At 68.4% G+C, this 15,935-nt stretch carries 12 protein-coding genes and 1 tRNA gene; 10 read left to right on the top strand and 3 right to left on the bottom strand.

Annotated features, from left to right (window positions below; translation table 11 throughout):
• Nucleotides 1-24: 24 nt before the first annotated feature.
• Together ACLJRL_RS25545 and ACLJRL_RS25540 are read left to right on the top strand one after the other, a co-directional pair.
• Nucleotides 25-2,928 (top strand): CHAT domain-containing protein, encoded by a 2,904-nt coding sequence (locus tag ACLJRL_RS25545; protein WP_410658800.1) that lies wholly within the window; start codon nt 25-27, stop codon nt 2,926-2,928.
• 157 nt (nt 2,929-3,085) lie between these two features.
• Nucleotides 3,086-3,214, top strand: coding sequence for a hypothetical protein (locus ACLJRL_RS25540; protein WP_410658799.1), 129 nt, complete (start codon nt 3,086-3,088; stop codon nt 3,212-3,214).
• Here ACLJRL_RS25540 and ACLJRL_RS25535 read toward each other — a convergent pair.
• Together ACLJRL_RS25535 and ACLJRL_RS25530 are read right to left on the bottom strand one after the other, a co-directional pair.
• Nucleotides 3,211-3,831 (bottom strand): hypothetical protein, encoded by a 621-nt coding sequence (locus tag ACLJRL_RS25535; protein ID WP_410658798.1) that lies wholly within the window; start codon nt 3,829-3,831, stop codon nt 3,211-3,213. The two genes, ACLJRL_RS25540 and ACLJRL_RS25535, sit on opposite strands and share 4 nt — an antisense overlap.
• 473 nt (nt 3,832-4,304) lie before the next feature.
• Nucleotides 4,305-4,377 (bottom strand) — tRNA-Ala (locus tag ACLJRL_RS25530).
• 268 nt (nt 4,378-4,645) lie between these two features.
• On the opposite strand from ACLJRL_RS25530, the gene ACLJRL_RS25525 reads away from it, so the two are divergent.
• Nucleotides 4,646-6,802, top strand: coding sequence for an RICIN domain-containing protein (locus ACLJRL_RS25525; protein ID WP_410658797.1), 2,157 nt, complete (start codon nt 4,646-4,648; stop codon nt 6,800-6,802).
• 135 nt (nt 6,803-6,937) lie between these two features.
• Nucleotides 6,938-7,492 carry an HdeD family acid-resistance protein gene (locus ACLJRL_RS25520; protein ID WP_410658796.1) on the top strand — a complete coding sequence of 185 codons (555 nt, stop codon included), beginning with the start codon at nt 6,938-6,940 and terminating at the stop codon, nt 7,490-7,492.
• Here the strand turns inward: ACLJRL_RS25520 and ACLJRL_RS25515 are convergent, their stop codons facing one another.
• Nucleotides 7,493-8,218: a hypothetical protein gene (locus ACLJRL_RS25515; protein ID WP_410658795.1), complete on the bottom strand. Its 726-nt coding sequence runs from the start codon at nt 8,216-8,218 to the stop codon at nt 7,493-7,495.
• 32 nt (nt 8,219-8,250) lie between these two features.
• On the opposite strand from ACLJRL_RS25515, the gene ACLJRL_RS25510 reads away from it, so the two are divergent.
• From ACLJRL_RS25510 to ACLJRL_RS25485, 6 genes are all read left to right on the top strand, one after another.
• Nucleotides 8,251-9,906, top strand: coding sequence for an FAD-dependent oxidoreductase (locus tag ACLJRL_RS25510; protein ID WP_410658794.1), 1,656 nt, complete (start codon nt 8,251-8,253; stop codon nt 9,904-9,906).
• The gene (locus tag ACLJRL_RS25505; RefSeq protein ID WP_410658793.1) at nt 9,903-11,324 is read left to right on the top strand and encodes an ATP-binding protein; all 1,422 of its coding nucleotides are present in this window, start codon (nt 9,903-9,905) and stop codon (nt 11,322-11,324) included. The genes ACLJRL_RS25510 and ACLJRL_RS25505 overlap by 4 nt, the downstream gene beginning before the upstream one ends.
• Before the next feature lie 140 nt (nt 11,325-11,464).
• Nucleotides 11,465-12,553, top strand: a complete 1,089-nt coding sequence (locus ACLJRL_RS25500; protein WP_410659053.1) for a hypothetical protein — start codon at nt 11,465-11,467, stop codon at nt 12,551-12,553.
• Complete coding sequence (locus tag ACLJRL_RS25495) at nt 12,553-13,719, top strand: toxic anion resistance protein (RefSeq protein ID WP_410658792.1); 1,167 nt, start codon at nt 12,553-12,555, stop codon at nt 13,717-13,719. Before ACLJRL_RS25500 ends, ACLJRL_RS25495 begins: the two co-directional genes overlap by 1 nt.
• Nucleotides 13,716-15,341, top strand: a complete 1,626-nt coding sequence (locus ACLJRL_RS25490; RefSeq protein WP_410658791.1) for a substrate-binding domain-containing protein — start codon at nt 13,716-13,718, stop codon at nt 15,339-15,341. The genes ACLJRL_RS25495 and ACLJRL_RS25490 overlap by 4 nt, the downstream gene beginning before the upstream one ends.
• The gene (locus tag ACLJRL_RS25485; protein ID WP_410658790.1) at nt 15,338-15,934 is read left to right on the top strand and encodes a hypothetical protein; all 597 of its coding nucleotides are present in this window, start codon (nt 15,338-15,340) and stop codon (nt 15,932-15,934) included. The genes ACLJRL_RS25490 and ACLJRL_RS25485 overlap by 4 nt, the downstream gene beginning before the upstream one ends.
• Nucleotide 15,935: the final 1 nt, after the last annotated feature.

Below are 15,935 nucleotides of genomic sequence, written 5' to 3'. Positions count from 1 at the left end.
TACCTTCGGTGGCAACTGGAGGCCATGCCACGCAACGACCCGGGACGCGCGGGCTGCGTCGCCGAACTGGCCGCCGCGCTGGCACGCCTGTTCGAGCGGACGACCGAGATCTCCGTGCTGCGCGAGGCAATCGCGGCCTACCGGGCGGCGGTCGAAGTGCACGAGAGCCGATACCACGAAGACCTCCGGCGGCTGTTGTCGCGGCTGTTCCTGGTAACGACAGAGTTCGACCCCCGGCTCCTGAAGCAGGCGCTGTCAGCGCTCTACCCGTCGGCACCCGAAGACACCGCGCCGGCCGCCGGGCTGCCCGAGCTGGTGACCGCGCTGCGCCGCGAATACGAGCTGACCGATGACCTACCCACCCTGCGCGACGCCGTCGCGGCAGCTCGCCTGCTCGTGAAATTCACCCGGTTGGACGACCCGCGATCCGGTGCCCGTCAAGTGGATCTGGCCACGGTGCTGTGGCAGGTGTCCGGTCGCGACGGCGACCTGGCCCTGCTGGACGAAGCACTGCGGATCACGCGGGCAGCATCACCGGACGCCGCCAGGTCGAACCTGCTCGCGCTCATCCTGAAGCGGCGCTACGAGCTGACCGGTGACGTCGACGCCTTGCGGGAAGCCGTGGAGTTCGGCAGGGAAGCCGAGTCCTACCAAGGGAACCTGGCCGATGTGCTGCGGGTGCTCGCCGAGCGTACCGGCGACCTGGCCATGGCGCGGGAGGCCGTTGCCCTTGCCCGGCGAGCGATCGGAGGGCTCCGGGCGGATGACGCCGAGTGGGTACAGACCCAGGCCGTGCTCGGCGGTGCGCTGACCCACCTGGCCAGGCGCACGAACGACACACCGACTGCGGCCGAAGCGGTAAGGGAAAGCCGTAAGGCTGTGGTGGCCACCCCGGTGCACCACCCGGCGTACCTGACTCGGCTCACCCTGCTCTACCGCGCGTTGATGCTCCAGTACGACACGACGCCGGAGCAGTCGGTGCTCGACGAGGCGCTCGCGGTCGCGCGCGATCTGGTCGGCACCGCACCCAAGGACCACCCCGACCGCGGCAAGCACCTCTCCTACCTGAGCAGTGCCTTGCGCGCGGTTTTCCTGCGTGGCAACGGAAACAGCGTGCTGGATCTGAAGGAGTCCACCGAGTACGCACGGCAGGCGGTGGCCGGTACCCCGACCAACCACCCCGATCGTGCGATCAACCTGGCCGACCTCGCCGACCTGCTGCAGCTCATGCATGAACGTACGCACGACCGCGTCTCGCTGCGCGAGTTCTTGACCACCAACACGGCGATCGCCAAAATGAGCGCTGCGCCGGTCGACCAGCGCATCGAGGCGGCGCGGCGAGCCGCGCAGGCGGATCTGAGCCTCGGCCGCCACCGGCATGCGCTGACGATGATCCGACTCGCCACGGACCTGTTGCCGCAGCTGGGTTTGCGGGACGTGGACCGCGCCGACCGGGAGCACCGGGTCGCGGCCGCGCACAAGCTGCCCGCGACGGCCGCGGCGGTCGCCGTCGCGGCCGGTCAGCCGGGCCTCGCGGTCGAACTGCTCGAACAGACCCGAGGCGTGGTGTTCGCGGGAACGCTCGACACTCGCGAGGACGTCGCGGAACTGCGGCAAGCGGCACCCGAGTTGCTGGCCCGGTTCGACCGGCTGCGCGAGGGGATCAACGCGGCCGACCACGAGATCACGTCGCCGTCCTTCGGCGAGCACCGCGACACGACGGGACGGCACCCGCGTGAGCTCGCCACCCGCCGCGCGGACCTCAGCCGGGATTGGGACGAACTCCTCGCCGAAATCCGGCAACAGCCCGGTTTGGCGGGATTCCAGAGGCCGACGCCCGTCGCCGAGCTTCGCACGCACGCGGACCAGGGCCCGATCGTCTCAGTTGTCGCCGACGAATCCGGGCACGCCCTGATCCTCCGTGACGAAGGCGACGGCACCGACGAGCCGGTGCTCGTCGTGGACCTGCCCGCAGTCACCAGGGCCAAGGTCGTGCGGCAGACAGAGGTATTCCGCACAGCATTGGGCGTCGCCCTCGATCGAGAGCAACCTGTGCGGGCACGGCGCACGGCCCAGGCACGGCTGCGGGAGGTCCTCGCCTGGACGTGGGACGCCATCACCGAACCTGTGCTCCAAGGGCTCGGCCGCACCGGCCCGCCCGCGGCGGGCGAGCCGTGGCCCCGGGTGTGGTGGTGCCCGGTCGGCGTGGTCACGACTCTTCCGCTGCACGCGTCTGGGCGTGGCACCGATTCCGTGGTGGACCGCGTCATCAGCTCCTACACGCCCACGATCCGCGCGCTGGCCCACGCCCGACGCGACGGCCCGCCGACGCCGTCCACGTCGGTCGTCACCGTGCCCGACGCGCCGCAGAGCCCGCCGTTGCCCGGTGCCACACAGGAAGCCGAACTCCTACGCGAGCGGATCCCCGGTGCCGCGGTCCTTTCAACGGCGACCCGGGCGACCGTGCTCGACGCGTTGCGGGAACACGGCATCGTCCACCTCGCCTGCCACGGTTACGCCGACCTGCGCGATCCGTCCGCGAGCCGACTGTTGTTACCCGATCACCTGACCGATCCGCTCACGCTGCACACCATCACGCGGCTGAACCTGCGGCACGCCCAACTGGCCTATCTGTCCGCGTGTAGCACAACCGACACGAATCAGGAGCACGCCGACGAGGCGACCCACCTCACCGCCGCCTTCCAGCTCGCCGGCTATCGCAACGTCATCGGCACGCTCTGGCCCATCAACGACCAGACCGCCATCGACGTGGCCAAGGACTTTTACACTGACCTCACCGCAGGTGGTTCGGCACCGCCCGACCCCGCTCGTTCGGCGCTGGCCTTGCACCACGCCGTACGCGTCCTGCGGGACGCGACGCCCGCGCTGCCAAGCCGATGGGCGGCCTATCTGCACTCAGGTGCCTGAACTCGACTGCGCTAGGTGGTCCTGCAACTGGCCGTGCCGGAACTGGCGGATCGTGCCGCTTCGACGCAGCACGCAGTGGCGGCATGCGTCTTCGAGGAAGTCGCCAGCCGACTGCCGTCTCGCTCTCTCGGGTGTGTGCGGAAGCAACAATAATTGTATGTTCCGCATCAACATGATCAGCACGAGTGTTGCGGCTCGAGTGATCGCGACGCCGGTGAACGTGACGAACGAAGGCAGCCGGCCGGGTGTGAGCGCCGAAACCACGAACCTGCCACTGGAGTACTAGGCCAGTTCGTTGACCGTTTTGCCGTCCCCGTCCAGGATCTTGATGGTCGGCCGGTCGTTCTCGTCTACCTGGAGCACGATTCGCGGACGCCCTTGGGAATCGCACAACGCCAGCTGCGCGCCGAAGGTGGTGTGGCAGCCGAAGAGCGCGCGCGGCGTGGCGCGGACGCTGGGCCCGGCGTCGGGATCCGGAATGCCGTTGATGGTCAGGCCCGCGCCACCCACGCCGTCCTTCGCGGACAGGCTGAGGTTGATCCCGTCCACCGCGTGCGGATAGTCGAAGGCGATGCGGCCGCCGGTGGGATGGACGAGCAGGCCGCCCTTTTCGTCACCGGTCTCGTCGTTGAAGATCAGATAGGAGCCGTTCTCCGGCCCGGAGCGCCGCTCGGGCGGGTAGGTCTGGCCGTCGATGATCAGCGGCGGCTTACGGCTGTCGAGCAGGAACCGCTGCCGCCCTCGCTTGTCCACCACGGTGAACGACGGGCTCACCTGACGCTTGTCGTCCACCGTGGAGTCCACAGTGGACTCCGTCGCGCCCGCTGTTCCACCGGCCAGCAACGCGCCACCAGCGGTCGCCGCCATTCCGAAGGCCGCCCGTCGCCCGAGATCCCCTGCCATCGCCCAGTCTCCTCAAGTCGGTTCCCCGGACGCTAGCAAAGATCATCACGCGATGTGACAGATGGCCAATATCTGTCACTCGCTTGGAGTAGCCTGGTTTGTAGGTGTAGGTACACTTTTCGCCGCCGGTGAGAGCGAATCCATGCTCGGCGCCCTCGTCGCGAAGCGGGCCTGCGCGACCGATTGGTCCTGACCGGCAAGTCCACCAACAGCCGTCGACCCCCGGCGATCTGAACGTCGGCGGCAACGGCAGGGGGTCGTTCCCCGAAACCAGGCCTGACAACGCAGCCCCTGGGGGCGCTCCAGGAATCGCGGCACTTGCCGTCCGCAACGTCAAGCTCTGACTGGTCAGCCACTGCGATGCCGAAAATGTCCCCCGTTGGCGTGGGTAGGACGGCGTGCTCCAGATTTGCTAGAACGAAAAAACCGCCCTACCTAGGCAAGGCTGCCAGGTGGGCGGTTCTTTGTGATTGTGGAGCTAAGGGGACTCGAACCCCTGACCCCCTCACTGCCAGTGAGGTGCGCTACCAGCTGCGCCATAGCCCCGAAGCGGAGTTGAACCCCGCATCTCGTGTGTACATACGTTACACCGTCCGCGAGGCCCCTATGCGCGGGGGTCACCCTATGCTGCCTTGCCGGGTCAAAACCCCGCCGACCTGCATCTTTGAGACTTATTTTTAGTTGTGTATTGACTCTGCGTGTGACCCCCGTTACGTTTTCGACGATCGTGACGCCGAGGTCCCCGCCCGCTACGCCGCGTCTTTACTGGGCTCCGCCTCAGCTCGCCCTGCCCGATGACGCGGAGGAGGTCCTGATGAGGGCCAGAGCAGCGCTATTAGCCTTATTTTCCCTGGTCGGAGCACTGATAGTGGTGGCTCCGGCGGCACAGGCGGCCATCATTCCCGATACCTGGTACACGATTTCGGCGACCGGGAGCGGGAAGTGCGTGGACGCGCGGGCCGCCGGGTCGGTGAACGGGACGGTCGTGCAGCAGTACGCCTGTAACCAGTCCTTCTCGCAGCAGTGGCAGTTCCAGCCGACGTCGGGCGGGTATTACCGGGTCAACACCCGCAACAACCCGGCGCAGGTGTGGGACGTCGCCGACGTGTCGGCCGCCGACGGGGGCCTGATCCACCTGTGGACCTACGGCGGCGGGAACAACCAGCAGTGGCAGCCGGTCGAGGAATCCGGTGGGGCGTACCACTTCGTGAGCCGCAACAGCGGTAAGTGCCTCGACATCCCGGGGGCGTCGACGGCGGACAGCGCGCAGCTGCAGCAGTACGCCTGCAACGGTTCCGGGGCGCAGTCGTTCCGGCTGACGCCGGTCACCGGCACCGCCAATCCCGACCTCGGGCCGAACGTGCTCATCTTCGACCCGGGGATGTCGCAGTCGACGATCCAGTCCCAGGTCAACAGCGTCTTCTCGCGCCAGGAGACCAACCAGTTCGGGTCGCAACGGTCCGCGTTGCTGTTCAAGCCGGGCTCGTACAACGTCGACGTCAACGTCGGGTTCTACACGCAGGTGCTCGGGCTCGGGCTGTCGCCGGACAACGTGACGATCAACGGCGCCGTGCACGCGGAAGCCGACTGGTTCCAGGGCAACGCGACGCAGAACTTCTGGCGTGGCGCGGAAAACCTGTCCGTCAATCCCGCCGGCGGCACCGACCGTTGGGCCGTTTCGCAGGCCGCGCCCTACCGGCGCATGCACATCCGCGGCAACCTGCAGCTCGACGACGGCGGCTGGTCCAGCGGCGGCTGGATGTCCGACGTCAAGGTCGACGGCCAGGTGCGGTCGGGTTCGCAACAGCAGTGGGTCTCGCGTAACTCGCAGTTCGGCAGCTGGAGCGGCTCCAACTGGAACATGGTGTTCGCCGGCGTCAACGGCGCGCCCTCGACGAGTTTCCCGAACCCGCCCTACACCGCGGTGAACACGACGCCGGTCGTGCGGGAGAAGCCGTACCTCTATGTCGACAACGCCGGCGCGTACCAGGTCTTCGTCCCCTCCGTGCGGACCAACGCCCAGGGCATCACCTGGGGCGCCAACCAGCCGGGGTCGTCGCTGCCGATCAGCCGGTTCTTCATCGCGAAGCCCGGCACGACGGCTTCGCAGATCAACGCGGCCCTCGCCGAGGGCAAGGACCTCCTGATCACGCCGGGCGTCTATCACCTGAACGAGACGCTGCGGGTGACCCGGCCGGACACCGTCGTGCTCGGCCTCGGCCTGGCGACACTGATCCCCGACAACGGCATCACCGCGATGACGGTGGCCGACGTCGACGGCGTCAAGGTGGCCGGTGTGCTGATCGACGCGGGCACCACGAACTCGAACACGCTGATGGAGGTCGGTGCGGCAAATTCGGCGCAGGATCACGCGGCCAACCCGACTTCGCTGCACGACGTGTTCTTCCGCATCGGCGGGGCGGGCGTCGGCAAGGCCACGAACAGCCTGGTGGTCAACAGTGACGACGTCATCGGCGACCATCTCTGGATCTGGCGTGCCGACCACGGCAGCGGCGTCGGATGGAACACCAACACCGCCGACACCGGACTGATCGTGAACGGTGACGACGTCACGATGTACGGCCTGTTCGTCGAGCATTATCAGAAGTACCAGACGATCTGGAACGGCAACCGCGGCCGGACCTACTTCTACCAGAACGAAATGCCGTACGACCCGCCGAACCAGGGCGCCTGGATGAACGGCTCGACGCGGGGTTACGCGGCCTACAAGGTGGCGAACTCGGTGACGAACCACGAGGCGTACGGGCTCGGCAGTTACTGCTACTTCAACGTGAATCCGAGTGTGGTCGCGGATCGCGCGATCGAAGCGCCGAACAACCCGAACGTCAGGTTCCGCAGCATGGTCACCGTTTCCCTCGGCGGGAACGGGACCATCAGCCGGGTCGTCAACGACCGGGGCGGACCGTCCAATTCGGGCACCAACGTGGCGAACCTCGTCGCGTATCCCTAGAAAGACCCCGGTGCGCGCCGCGATGGCGGTCGCGGCGCGCACCGGCCTTCACCCCGAACGGGTGGTGTGCCGGGCGGGTGTGCTCCGGCGCTTCGATACTGGGTTCCCTTACCCACCAAGAGAGGGAGCCGGAGAATGCCTCTCGTCGGTTTCACCGCCATCGAACCCCGTCTGGCCTGGCCGCTCCTCGCCGTCCGCGGTGGTCTGGCCGTGCTGTTCGGCCTGCTCGCGCTGATCTGGCCGGGCGCGACCGTCCTGGCCTTGGCGGTCATCTACGGCATCTACGCGATCTTCGACGGCGTCGGCGGCCTGATGCAGGCGTTCCGGCCTGGCGACGCCGCGCATCGCGCCGCGTACGGGGTGCTGGGCGCGCTCGGCATCATCGCCGGTCTGCTGGTCCTGTTCTGGCCGGGGATCACCGTGCTCGTGCTCGCCCTGCTGGTCGGTTTCTGGGCGATCTTCACCGGCGTCACCGAGATCGTCGCCGCGATCCGGCTGCGCAAGCAGATCGAGGGCGAGGCCTTCCTCATCGCGGCGGGCGCAGTCTCGGTGCTGGCCGGGATCCTGATCATGATCAACCCGGTGGCCGGCGCGTTCGGCATCGCGCTGCTGGTCGGGATCTACGCCCTGCTGTACGGCGTGGTGCTGCTCGTCCTGGCCTTCCGCCTCCGCAAACTTACGCGGGCTTGATCAGCGCCAGGCCTGGCGGACATGGATTTCGAACCCGGCGCGGCGCAGGTTCGACACGCTCGGCGAGCCTTCCGCCGCGGTCGCGACGGCGAAGCGGTGTCCTTCCGCCGCGGCGACGCCCAGACCGTGGCGGAGCAGCCGGGCTTGAGCGCCTTTGCCGCGATGTTCGCGGGGCGTGGCCGATCCGCCGAGGAGGACTCCCTGACCGTGCGAACTCAGGGCCGCCGCGGAGATCGGCACGCCGTCTTCGAGCAGCAGGGATCGCCGGATCCGGGGGTCGGCGTGCTCGGCCGCGATGAACGCCGTGACGACGTCGTCGCTCGCGTAACCCTCCAGCAGGAGGTGCAGGAACGCGCCAGTGTCGGGGGAGTCCACGACGTCCGGGTCGTCCGCCCGGGTGATCCCGTCCAGCGGCAGGATCGCGACGATCCGGACGCCGTCCTGGACGAACCCCTGCTCCCGGAGACCGGCTTCAGCCTCGGGGGACAGACCCGGCCGGACCACGAGGACCGGCGGCGTTCCCTGCCAGCGCGGGTCGCGGGCGAGCCGGACGGCCGCGGGCAGGGTCTCCTCGGAGATCCCGGAAATCGTGCGCAGGAAGCCGAGCGCGGGGTCGGTGGCCAGCACCGCGTTGAGTCCGTCCTCCTCCCAGACCTCGCACCCGCCGGTCGCCGCGCAGGCGAGCCTGGTTCGTTCGCGGATCACATCTTCGGCTTCGGCCAGCATGACCGGAACCTAGTAGGACGTAGGCTGATCGCGTGAGCCAGCCGATCCTGTTGACCGTCGACGACGATCCCGCCGTGTCCCGTTCGGTCGCCCGCGACCTGCGCAGACGGTACGGAAAGGACTACCGGATCATCCGGGCCGATTCCGGTGCCGACGCGCTCGAAGCGCTGCGCGAGATCAAGCTGCGCGGCGACGCCGTGGCCGCGATCCTCGCCGACTACCGCATGCCGCAGATGGACGGCATCGTCTTCCTCGAGAAGGCGATGGACCTGTTCCCGAACGCGCGCCGCGCGCTGCTGACCGCCTACGCCGACACCGACGCCGCGATCCAGGCGATCAACGTCGTCGACGTCGACCACTACCTGCTCAAGCCGTGGGACCCGCCGGAGGAGAAGCTCTACCCGGTCATCGACGCGCTGGTGGAGACCTGGCGCGCGGTGGGGGAGCGGCCGGTCGACGAGATCAAGCTCATCGGCCACCGGTACTCGTCACCTTCGTTCCACCTGCGCGACTTCCTGGCGCGCAACGCCGTGCCGTATCGCTGGTACTCCGTCGACGACGACGAGGGCCGCCGGATCCTGGAGGCCGCGGACGCGACCCAGCAGGAGATCCCGGTGCTGGTCACGCCGGACGGCACCGTGCTGCGCCAGCCGTCCGGGCCGGAACTCGCCGACGCCGTCGGCCTGTCCACCCGGCCCGCGCAGGAGTTCTACGACCTGATCGTGATCGGCGGCGGGCCCGCCGGGCTCGGGGCGGCCGTTTACGGCGCGTCGGAGGGGCTGCGCACGGTCATCGTCGAGCGCAAGGCCACCGGCGGGCAGGCGGGCACCAGTTCCCGGATCGAGAACTACCTCGGCTTCCCTGACGGGGTTTCCGGCGCGCAGCTGACCGATCGCGCGCGGCGGCAGGCGTTGAAGTTCGGCGCCGAGGTACTGACCACCCGCGACGTCGTCGGCCTGGAGGCACGCGGTTCAGCGCGAGTCGTGATGTTCGGCGACGGGACCGAGATCGCCGCGCATTCGGTGGTGCTGGCCAGCGGCGTCACCTACCGGGCCTTGGAGGCCGAGGGCATCGCCGAACTCGCCGGCCGTGGCGTCTACTACGGCTCGGCCGCCACCGAGGCGCCCGAGTGCAAGGGAGAGCACGTCTACATCGTCGGCGGCGCGAACTCCGCGGGTCAGGCCGCGGTGTTCTTCTCCAAGCACGCCGCCGAGGTCACCATCCTGGTCCGCGGCGAGTCACTCGAAGCGTCGATGTCGCATTACCTGATCGAGCAGATCGCCGCGATCGAGAACATCCATGTCCGCACCCGGACCACCGTGGTCAAGGCGCACGGCGACGATCACCTCGAACAGCTGACCCTGTGCGAGAACGGGGCCACCACCGAAACCGTGCCCACCGGGCACCTGTTCATCTTCATCGGCGCCGCACCGCGCACCGACTGGCTGGGCGCGGAAATCCTGCGGGACGACCACGGATTCGTGCGGACCGGGCCCGATCTGCTGACCGAAGGCAGTCCGCCGCCGGGCTGGTCGCTCGACCGCGATCCGCACTACCTGGAGGCGTCCGTCCCCGGGGTGTTCGTGGCGGGCGACGTCCGTGCGGCGTCGGTGAAACGCGTCGCGTCGGCCGTGGGCGAAGGCGCCATGGCGGTCACCCTGGTTCACCGGTATTTGGAGGAGCAATGAGCGTTCTGTCGAAGGAGGAACTGCGCGGGCTCTTCCTCTTCGAACACCTCTCCGAAGAACAGCTGGACTGGATCGACGAGCACGCCGTCCTGGAGCAGTACACCGGCGGCACGACGATCATGCGCGAAGGCGAGCCGGCCACCTGTTTCTACCTCCTGCTGTCCGGTGCGCTGCGGATGACGCGGCTCGTCGGCGACACCGAGGTCGAGACGATCCGGTCCGATCAGCGTGGCGCGTACTGCGGTGCGACGCAGTTCTTCGTCCATCAGGAGACCGAACATCGTTACGGCGCCTCGGTGCACGCGCTCAGCGACCTCACTTTCCTGACCCTGCCCGCGGCCGAGTTCGCCACCGAGTTCCGCCGCTGGTTCCCGATGGCGACGCATCTGCTGGAGGGCATGTACCTCGGCTGGCGCAACAGCGACACGGTGATCGGCTCGCGGCGGCGGCTGCTCGCGCTCGGTGAGCTTTCCGCCGGGCTGACCCACGAACTCAACAACCCGGCCGCGGCCGCCGTGCGCGCGACGGCGTCGCTGCGGGAGCGCGTCGCCGGGATGCGGCACAAACTCGCGATGCTGGCGAAGAAGAACGTCGACCCCGCCCTGCTGGAGCAGTTGCTCGAGATCCAGGAGCAACTGGTCAAGCAGGTCGCCGCGGCCCCCAAGTTGTCCGCGATCCAGCAGTCGGACCGCGAGGACGAGATCGGGGACTGGTTCGACGACCACGACATCGACCAGGGCTGGGACCTCGCCGACATCTACGTCCGCGCCGGGCTGACCGTCCCCGATCTGGACCGGCTGCTGGAGTCGGTCGGCCGGACGTTCCTCGACGGCGCCGTCCGCTGGCTGGCCTACGCCCTCGAAACCGAGATGCTGATGGGCGAGATCGAGGATTCGACGACCCGGATCTCGGTACTGGTGGGCAAGGCCAAGCAGTACTCCCAGATGGACCGCGCGCCGCACCAGTGGATCGATGTCCACGAAGGACTCGATTCCACGCTGGTGATGCTCGCCGGGAAGATCGCGCCGGGTATCCACGTGGTCAAGGAGTACGACTGCTCGCTGCCGAGGATCCCGGCGTATGCGGGCGAACTGAACCAGGTGTGGACGAACATCATCGACAACGCCGTCGGCGCCATGGGTGCCGAGGGCACACTGACGCTACGGACGTCCCAAGTGGACGATCACCTGCACGTCGAGATCGGCGACACCGGCCCGGGGATCCCGGCGGAGGTGCGGCAGCGGATCTTCGAACCGTTCTTCACCACGAAACCGGTCGGGCAGGGAACCGGGCTCGGACTCGACATCTCCTGGCGCATCGTCGTCGACAGGCATCAGGGCGACGTCCGGGTCGATTCGGCGCCGGGGGACACGAGGTTCACCGTTTGCCTGCCGCTCTCGGAGCAATCCGTGATCTGATTTTCCTTCTACCCCAGCGTTTCGCCAGAAGATGACGACTTCCGGCGTTCATCGATCGTTCATCCCGAAATGGCTCGCCCGCGCGTCAAAAGAGTCGAACGGGCTGAAGGATCGAGCTTGTGAACGAGGGGGTGGGATCGGTGAAACGCCGTCTGTCGATCGGCCTGGCCGTGGTGCTGCTGCTGGCCGTGGTGTCCGTGGTGGTCTGGGGCCGGGGCGAGGACGAGAACACCGCGCGAGAGAGTGGCTTGACCACGGTCCGCGGGGTCATCGGTTCGGAGAAGCTCGCGTTCTTCGCCGACAAGCGCGTGGCGGACGCTTTCGCCAAGCACGGGTTGAAGGTCGAGGTCGACAGCGCGGGGTCGCGGCAGATCGCGGGCATGGACCTGGGCGGGTACGAGTTCGCGTTCCCGTCCTCGTCGCCCGCGGCTCAGCGGATCCAGCGCGATCACCGGGTGACCGGCGTGCACACGCCGTTCCAGTCGCCGATGGCGATCGCGACCTTCGAGCCGATCATGAAGCTGTTGACCGCCACCGGGATCGTGCGCAAGGGTGCCGGGGACTACCAGGTGCTCGACATCGCGAAGTATCTCGAACTCGCGCGCGACGGCACCCGCTGGGACCAGCTTCCCGGCAACACGGCTTTTCCCGCACGCAAGAACGTCCTGGTCACGACCACGGACCCGCGCGAATCGAACTCGGCGGCGATGTACCTGTCGATCGTTTCCTTCGTCGCCAACGGGAACAACGTCGTCAGCACGCCGGAGGCCGAGGCGAAGGTGCTGCCCGGCGTGTCGAAGCTGTTCATCGATCAGGGGTACACGCAGAACAGCACCGAAGGCCCGTTCGAGGACTACCTCGCCGCGGGGATGGGCAAGACGCCGCTGGCGCTGATCTATGAGTCCCAGTTCGTCGACAGGCTGGTGCGCGGGGACGGCTCGATCAGGCAGGATATGCGCCTGCTCTACACCGCGCCGACGGTGTACTCGAAGCACACGCTCGTCCCCTTGAAGGAACGTGGTGAACAGGTCGGCAGGTTGCTCGCGACCGACCCGGAGCTGGGGAAACTCGCCGCCACCTTCGGATTCCGGACCAACGACCCGCGCCTGTTCGCCGACGTCGTCGCCGCGGCCAAGGCACCCGTGCCGTCGGATCTGGTGGACGTCGTCGAACCGCCGTCGTTCGAAACCCTGGAGCGACTGCTCGACGCCGTGAAGAAGCAGTACTGATGGACGACTTCACGCTCACTCCACCCGAACCGGTGGAGGCGATCCCGGCCGGGCGGGCCGCAGGCCTGGTCACTCTCGGCCCGGAGGTCCACGCCGAGGTGGCGCGGCGCGCGGAGAAGTTCGCCGAGCGGTTCGAAGCGCTCGACGTCCGCTCGCCGGAGTTCACACGGGTGCTCGACGAGTTGCTGGCCGTCGGGGAGGCCGACATGCGCGCGGCGGCGTCGGTCGCCGGTGCGCTGCTCGACCGTTCGACCCGCGCGCTGGCCGGGACCCGCGGGGAAATCGCGTCACCGCAACAACAGGCGACGGTGAGCCTCGCCGGATTGCGCCGCGCCGTCGCGGAGATCGACCCCGCCAAACTGCCGCTCACCGGCCGCAAGCTGATGGGCCTGATCCCGGTCGCCGGCAGTGCGAAGAAGGCGCTGGACCGCTATCGCGCGGCGAACGAACCGGTGAACGCGCTGGTCCTCGACCTGCGTGCTCGCCAAGACGTGCTGCGCCGCGACAACGCAGCGCTCAAGGGCGAACGAGAACGGCTGTGGGGGACGCTCGGGAAGCTGTCCGAGGCGGCCGCGTTCGCCGAGGCGGTGGACGCCGCCGTCGACCGGCAGGTGAGCATCTTCGATCTGACCGATCCGGCGCGGGCCAAGGGGTTGCGGGCCGACGCGCTGCATCCGATCCGGCAGCGGCATCAGGATCTGCTGACGCAACTGGCGGTGAGCGCGCAAGGCTACCTGGCGCTGGATCTGGTGCGGCGCAACAACGACGAGCTGATCCGCGGGATCGAGCGGGCGGTGTCGACCACGGTCGCGGCGCTGCGGGTCGCGTTGCTGGTGAGCGGCGCGCTCGCCGGGCAACGTGACGTCCTCGACGAGGTCCACGCCGTCCAGGCCACCACCGACGGGCTGATCAGGGCGAACGCGGAGATGCTGGAACTGCGCAGCGTGGAGATCCAGCGCGCGGGCAGTGATCCGGCGGTGGCGGTGGCGACGATCCGCGAGTCGTTCGAGCGGATCTACCGCAGTATCGACGCGATCGACGAATTCAAGGCGGGTGCCGTCTCGACGATGGCGGCGACCGTGGAGGCGTTGTCCGGGGAGATCCGGCGGGCCGAAGACCATCTGCGCCGGTCTCACGAGACGGCGACGGCCGAGGGGGCCTCATGAAACGTTGGGCAGTAGTCACGCTGGCCGCGATCTGCGCGCTGTCACTGGTTTCCTGCGATTCGGGCGAGGGTGCCACGCAGAGCCTGGGAGAGGCGGAGCCGGGCACGCTCCGGGTGCTCGCGGGCAGCGAACTGGCGGACCTGCAACCGTTGCTGGAGCAGGAGGCCGCGGCCGGCGGGGTCAAGGTCAAGTTCCAGTTCACCGGAACGCTGGAGGGGACCGAGTCGCTCGGAGGAGGGAAGGCGGACGGGCAGTACGACGCCGTCTGGTTCTCGTCGAACCGGTACCCCTCGGCGGTTCCCGAGGCGGCGAAGCGGCTGGGCGAACAGGTGAAGATCATGAGTTCGCCGGTGGTGCTCGGTCTTTCGGCGTCGGCCGCGAACCGGCTCGGCTGGGCCGGGAGGCCGGTGAGCTGGGGTGAGATCGCCGAGCAGGCCGGGAAGAAGGCCTTCACCTACGGCATGACCGACCCGTCGGCGTCGAACTCCGGGTTCTCGGCGCTGGTCGGCGTGGCCTCGGCGCTCGCGGGCGCGGGCAACGCGATCGACGCGGGGCAGATCGCTTCGGTGACCCCGAAACTGACCGAGTTCTTCAGCGCGCAGGCGATGTCGGCGGGTTCCTCCGGCTGGCTTTCCGACGCCTACCGTCGGCGCGCGACCGGTGAGGATCCGGGCAAGAAGGTCGACGGCCTGATCAACTACGAATCCGTGCTGCTGTCGATGAACGCGAGTGGCAAGCTCCCCGAACCGCTGACGATCGTCTACCCCTCTGATGGCGTGGTCACCGCGGACTATCCGCTCACCCTGCTGACCAGCGCGAACTCCGACGCCCGCGACGCGCATCGCAAACTGGCCGAGCGGCTGCGGACACCGGACACACAACGGAAGATCATGGAGACCACGCAGCGCCGCCCAGGCGTGCCAGGGGTGCAACTCGGGCAGCAGTTCGCGCAGAAGGACCTGGTGGAGTTGCCGTTCCCCGCGACGCAGCAGGCCGTCGACGCCTTGCTGGGCGCCTATTTCGACAAGATCCGGCGCCCCTCGCGGACGTTGTACGTGCTCGACACCTCCGGTTCGATGGCGGGCGATCGGATCGAGGCGCTGCGCACCGCGCTGATCGGGCTCACCGGCGCGGACGGCTCGCTGACCGGGCGGTACCGGCGGTTCCGCAGCCGCGAAGAGGTCACGATGCTGCCGTTCGACACCGTTCCCGGCAGCCCGGAGACGTTCACCGTCCCGGAAGGCGACCCACAGTCCACATTGGACAAGATCAAGCGGTTCGCCGAGAGCCTCGACGCGGACGGCGGAACGGCGATCTACGACAGTCTCGATCGCGCGTACGCCATCATGGGTCCGCTGGTCGCGCGTGACCCCGACCGGTTCACTTCGATCGTGCTGATGACCGACGGGCAGAACGCGAGCGGGTCCTCGTTCGCGGATTTCCAGCGGAAGTTCCCGTCGTTGCCGGAGGCGATGCGGCAGATCCCGGTGTTCACCGTGATCTTCGGCGAGGGCGACTCCGCGGAACTGGGCGAGGTCGCCCGACGCAGCGGCGGCAACGTGTTCGACGCGCGCGGCGACGTGCTGCCCCAGGTGTTCCAGGAAATCCGCGGCTACCAATGATCCGGTATCTGGGATCCACGAAGAACCTCGCCGGCTGCGTCGGCGGGCTGATCGGGCTCGTGCTGTACGTGACCGGCGTCGTCGGTGGGCTGTGGCCGGTGGTCGTCGCCGGGCTGTACGCGGTGTTCGCCCTGCTCGCGCCGCCCGAACGGGTCCGGCTGGTTCCGGTGGACACCGTCGCCGAAGCCGGGCGGCTGCGCACGGATCTGGCGTCCCTTGTAGACAAGGTGACAGCGCAGGCGCAACGGATGCCGGAGTCCTCTGTGGACCGCGTCCGGCGGATCGCCGAGGTGCTCGACGATCTGCTCGCGCGGCCGGAGCGGTTGTCCGCGGAGCCGGACGTGCGGCACGCCGTCGTCCGGCTCGCGCGGACGGACCTGCCGCTTTCGGTGCAGACCTACCTCAACCTGCCGTGGTGGTTCGCGGCGAAGCGACGGGCGACCGGGGAGCCGGGCGCGGCCGACGAACTCGTCGCGCAGCTGGATCTGCTGGAGATCGACGCGCACCGGGTCGCGGAGCGGTTCTACGCGGGTGACGTCAACCAGCAGGCCGACCACACGCGCTACCTGCGGGACCGGGGCCGGGAAAACTAGT

Source organism: Amycolatopsis sp. lyj-112 (assembly GCF_046549055.1).
Classification (GTDB): Bacteria; Actinomycetota; Actinomycetes; order Mycobacteriales; family Pseudonocardiaceae; genus Amycolatopsis.
The sequence above is the reverse complement of the archived record's forward strand: the minus strand, read 5'-3'. Positions and strand labels throughout refer to the sequence as shown.

Excerpts from the sequence above, each read along its gene's own strand:
- ACLJRL_RS25545 (WP_410658800.1), top strand. The coding sequence starts at position 25 with ATGCCACGCAACGACCCGGGACGCGCGGGCTGCGTCGCCGAACTGGCC.
- ACLJRL_RS25540 (WP_410658799.1), top strand. The coding sequence starts at position 3,086 with ATGTTCCGCATCAACATGATCAGCACGAGTGTTGCGGCTCGAGTGATC.
- ACLJRL_RS25535 (WP_410658798.1), bottom strand. The coding sequence starts at position 3,831 with ATGGCAGGGGATCTCGGGCGACGGGCGGCCTTCGGAATGGCGGCGACC.
- ACLJRL_RS25525 (WP_410658797.1), top strand. The coding sequence starts at position 4,646 with ATGAGGGCCAGAGCAGCGCTATTAGCCTTATTTTCCCTGGTCGGAGCA.
- ACLJRL_RS25520 (WP_410658796.1), top strand. The coding sequence starts at position 6,938 with ATGCCTCTCGTCGGTTTCACCGCCATCGAACCCCGTCTGGCCTGGCCG.
- ACLJRL_RS25515 (WP_410658795.1), bottom strand. The coding sequence starts at position 8,218 with ATGCTGGCCGAAGCCGAAGATGTGATCCGCGAACGAACCAGGCTCGCC.
- ACLJRL_RS25505 (WP_410658793.1), top strand. The coding sequence starts at position 9,903 with ATGAGCGTTCTGTCGAAGGAGGAACTGCGCGGGCTCTTCCTCTTCGAA.
- ACLJRL_RS25495 (WP_410658792.1), top strand. The coding sequence starts at position 12,553 with ATGGACGACTTCACGCTCACTCCACCCGAACCGGTGGAGGCGATCCCG.
- ACLJRL_RS25490 (WP_410658791.1), top strand. The coding sequence starts at position 13,716 with ATGAAACGTTGGGCAGTAGTCACGCTGGCCGCGATCTGCGCGCTGTCA.
- ACLJRL_RS25485 (WP_410658790.1), top strand. The coding sequence starts at position 15,338 with ATGATCCGGTATCTGGGATCCACGAAGAACCTCGCCGGCTGCGTCGGC.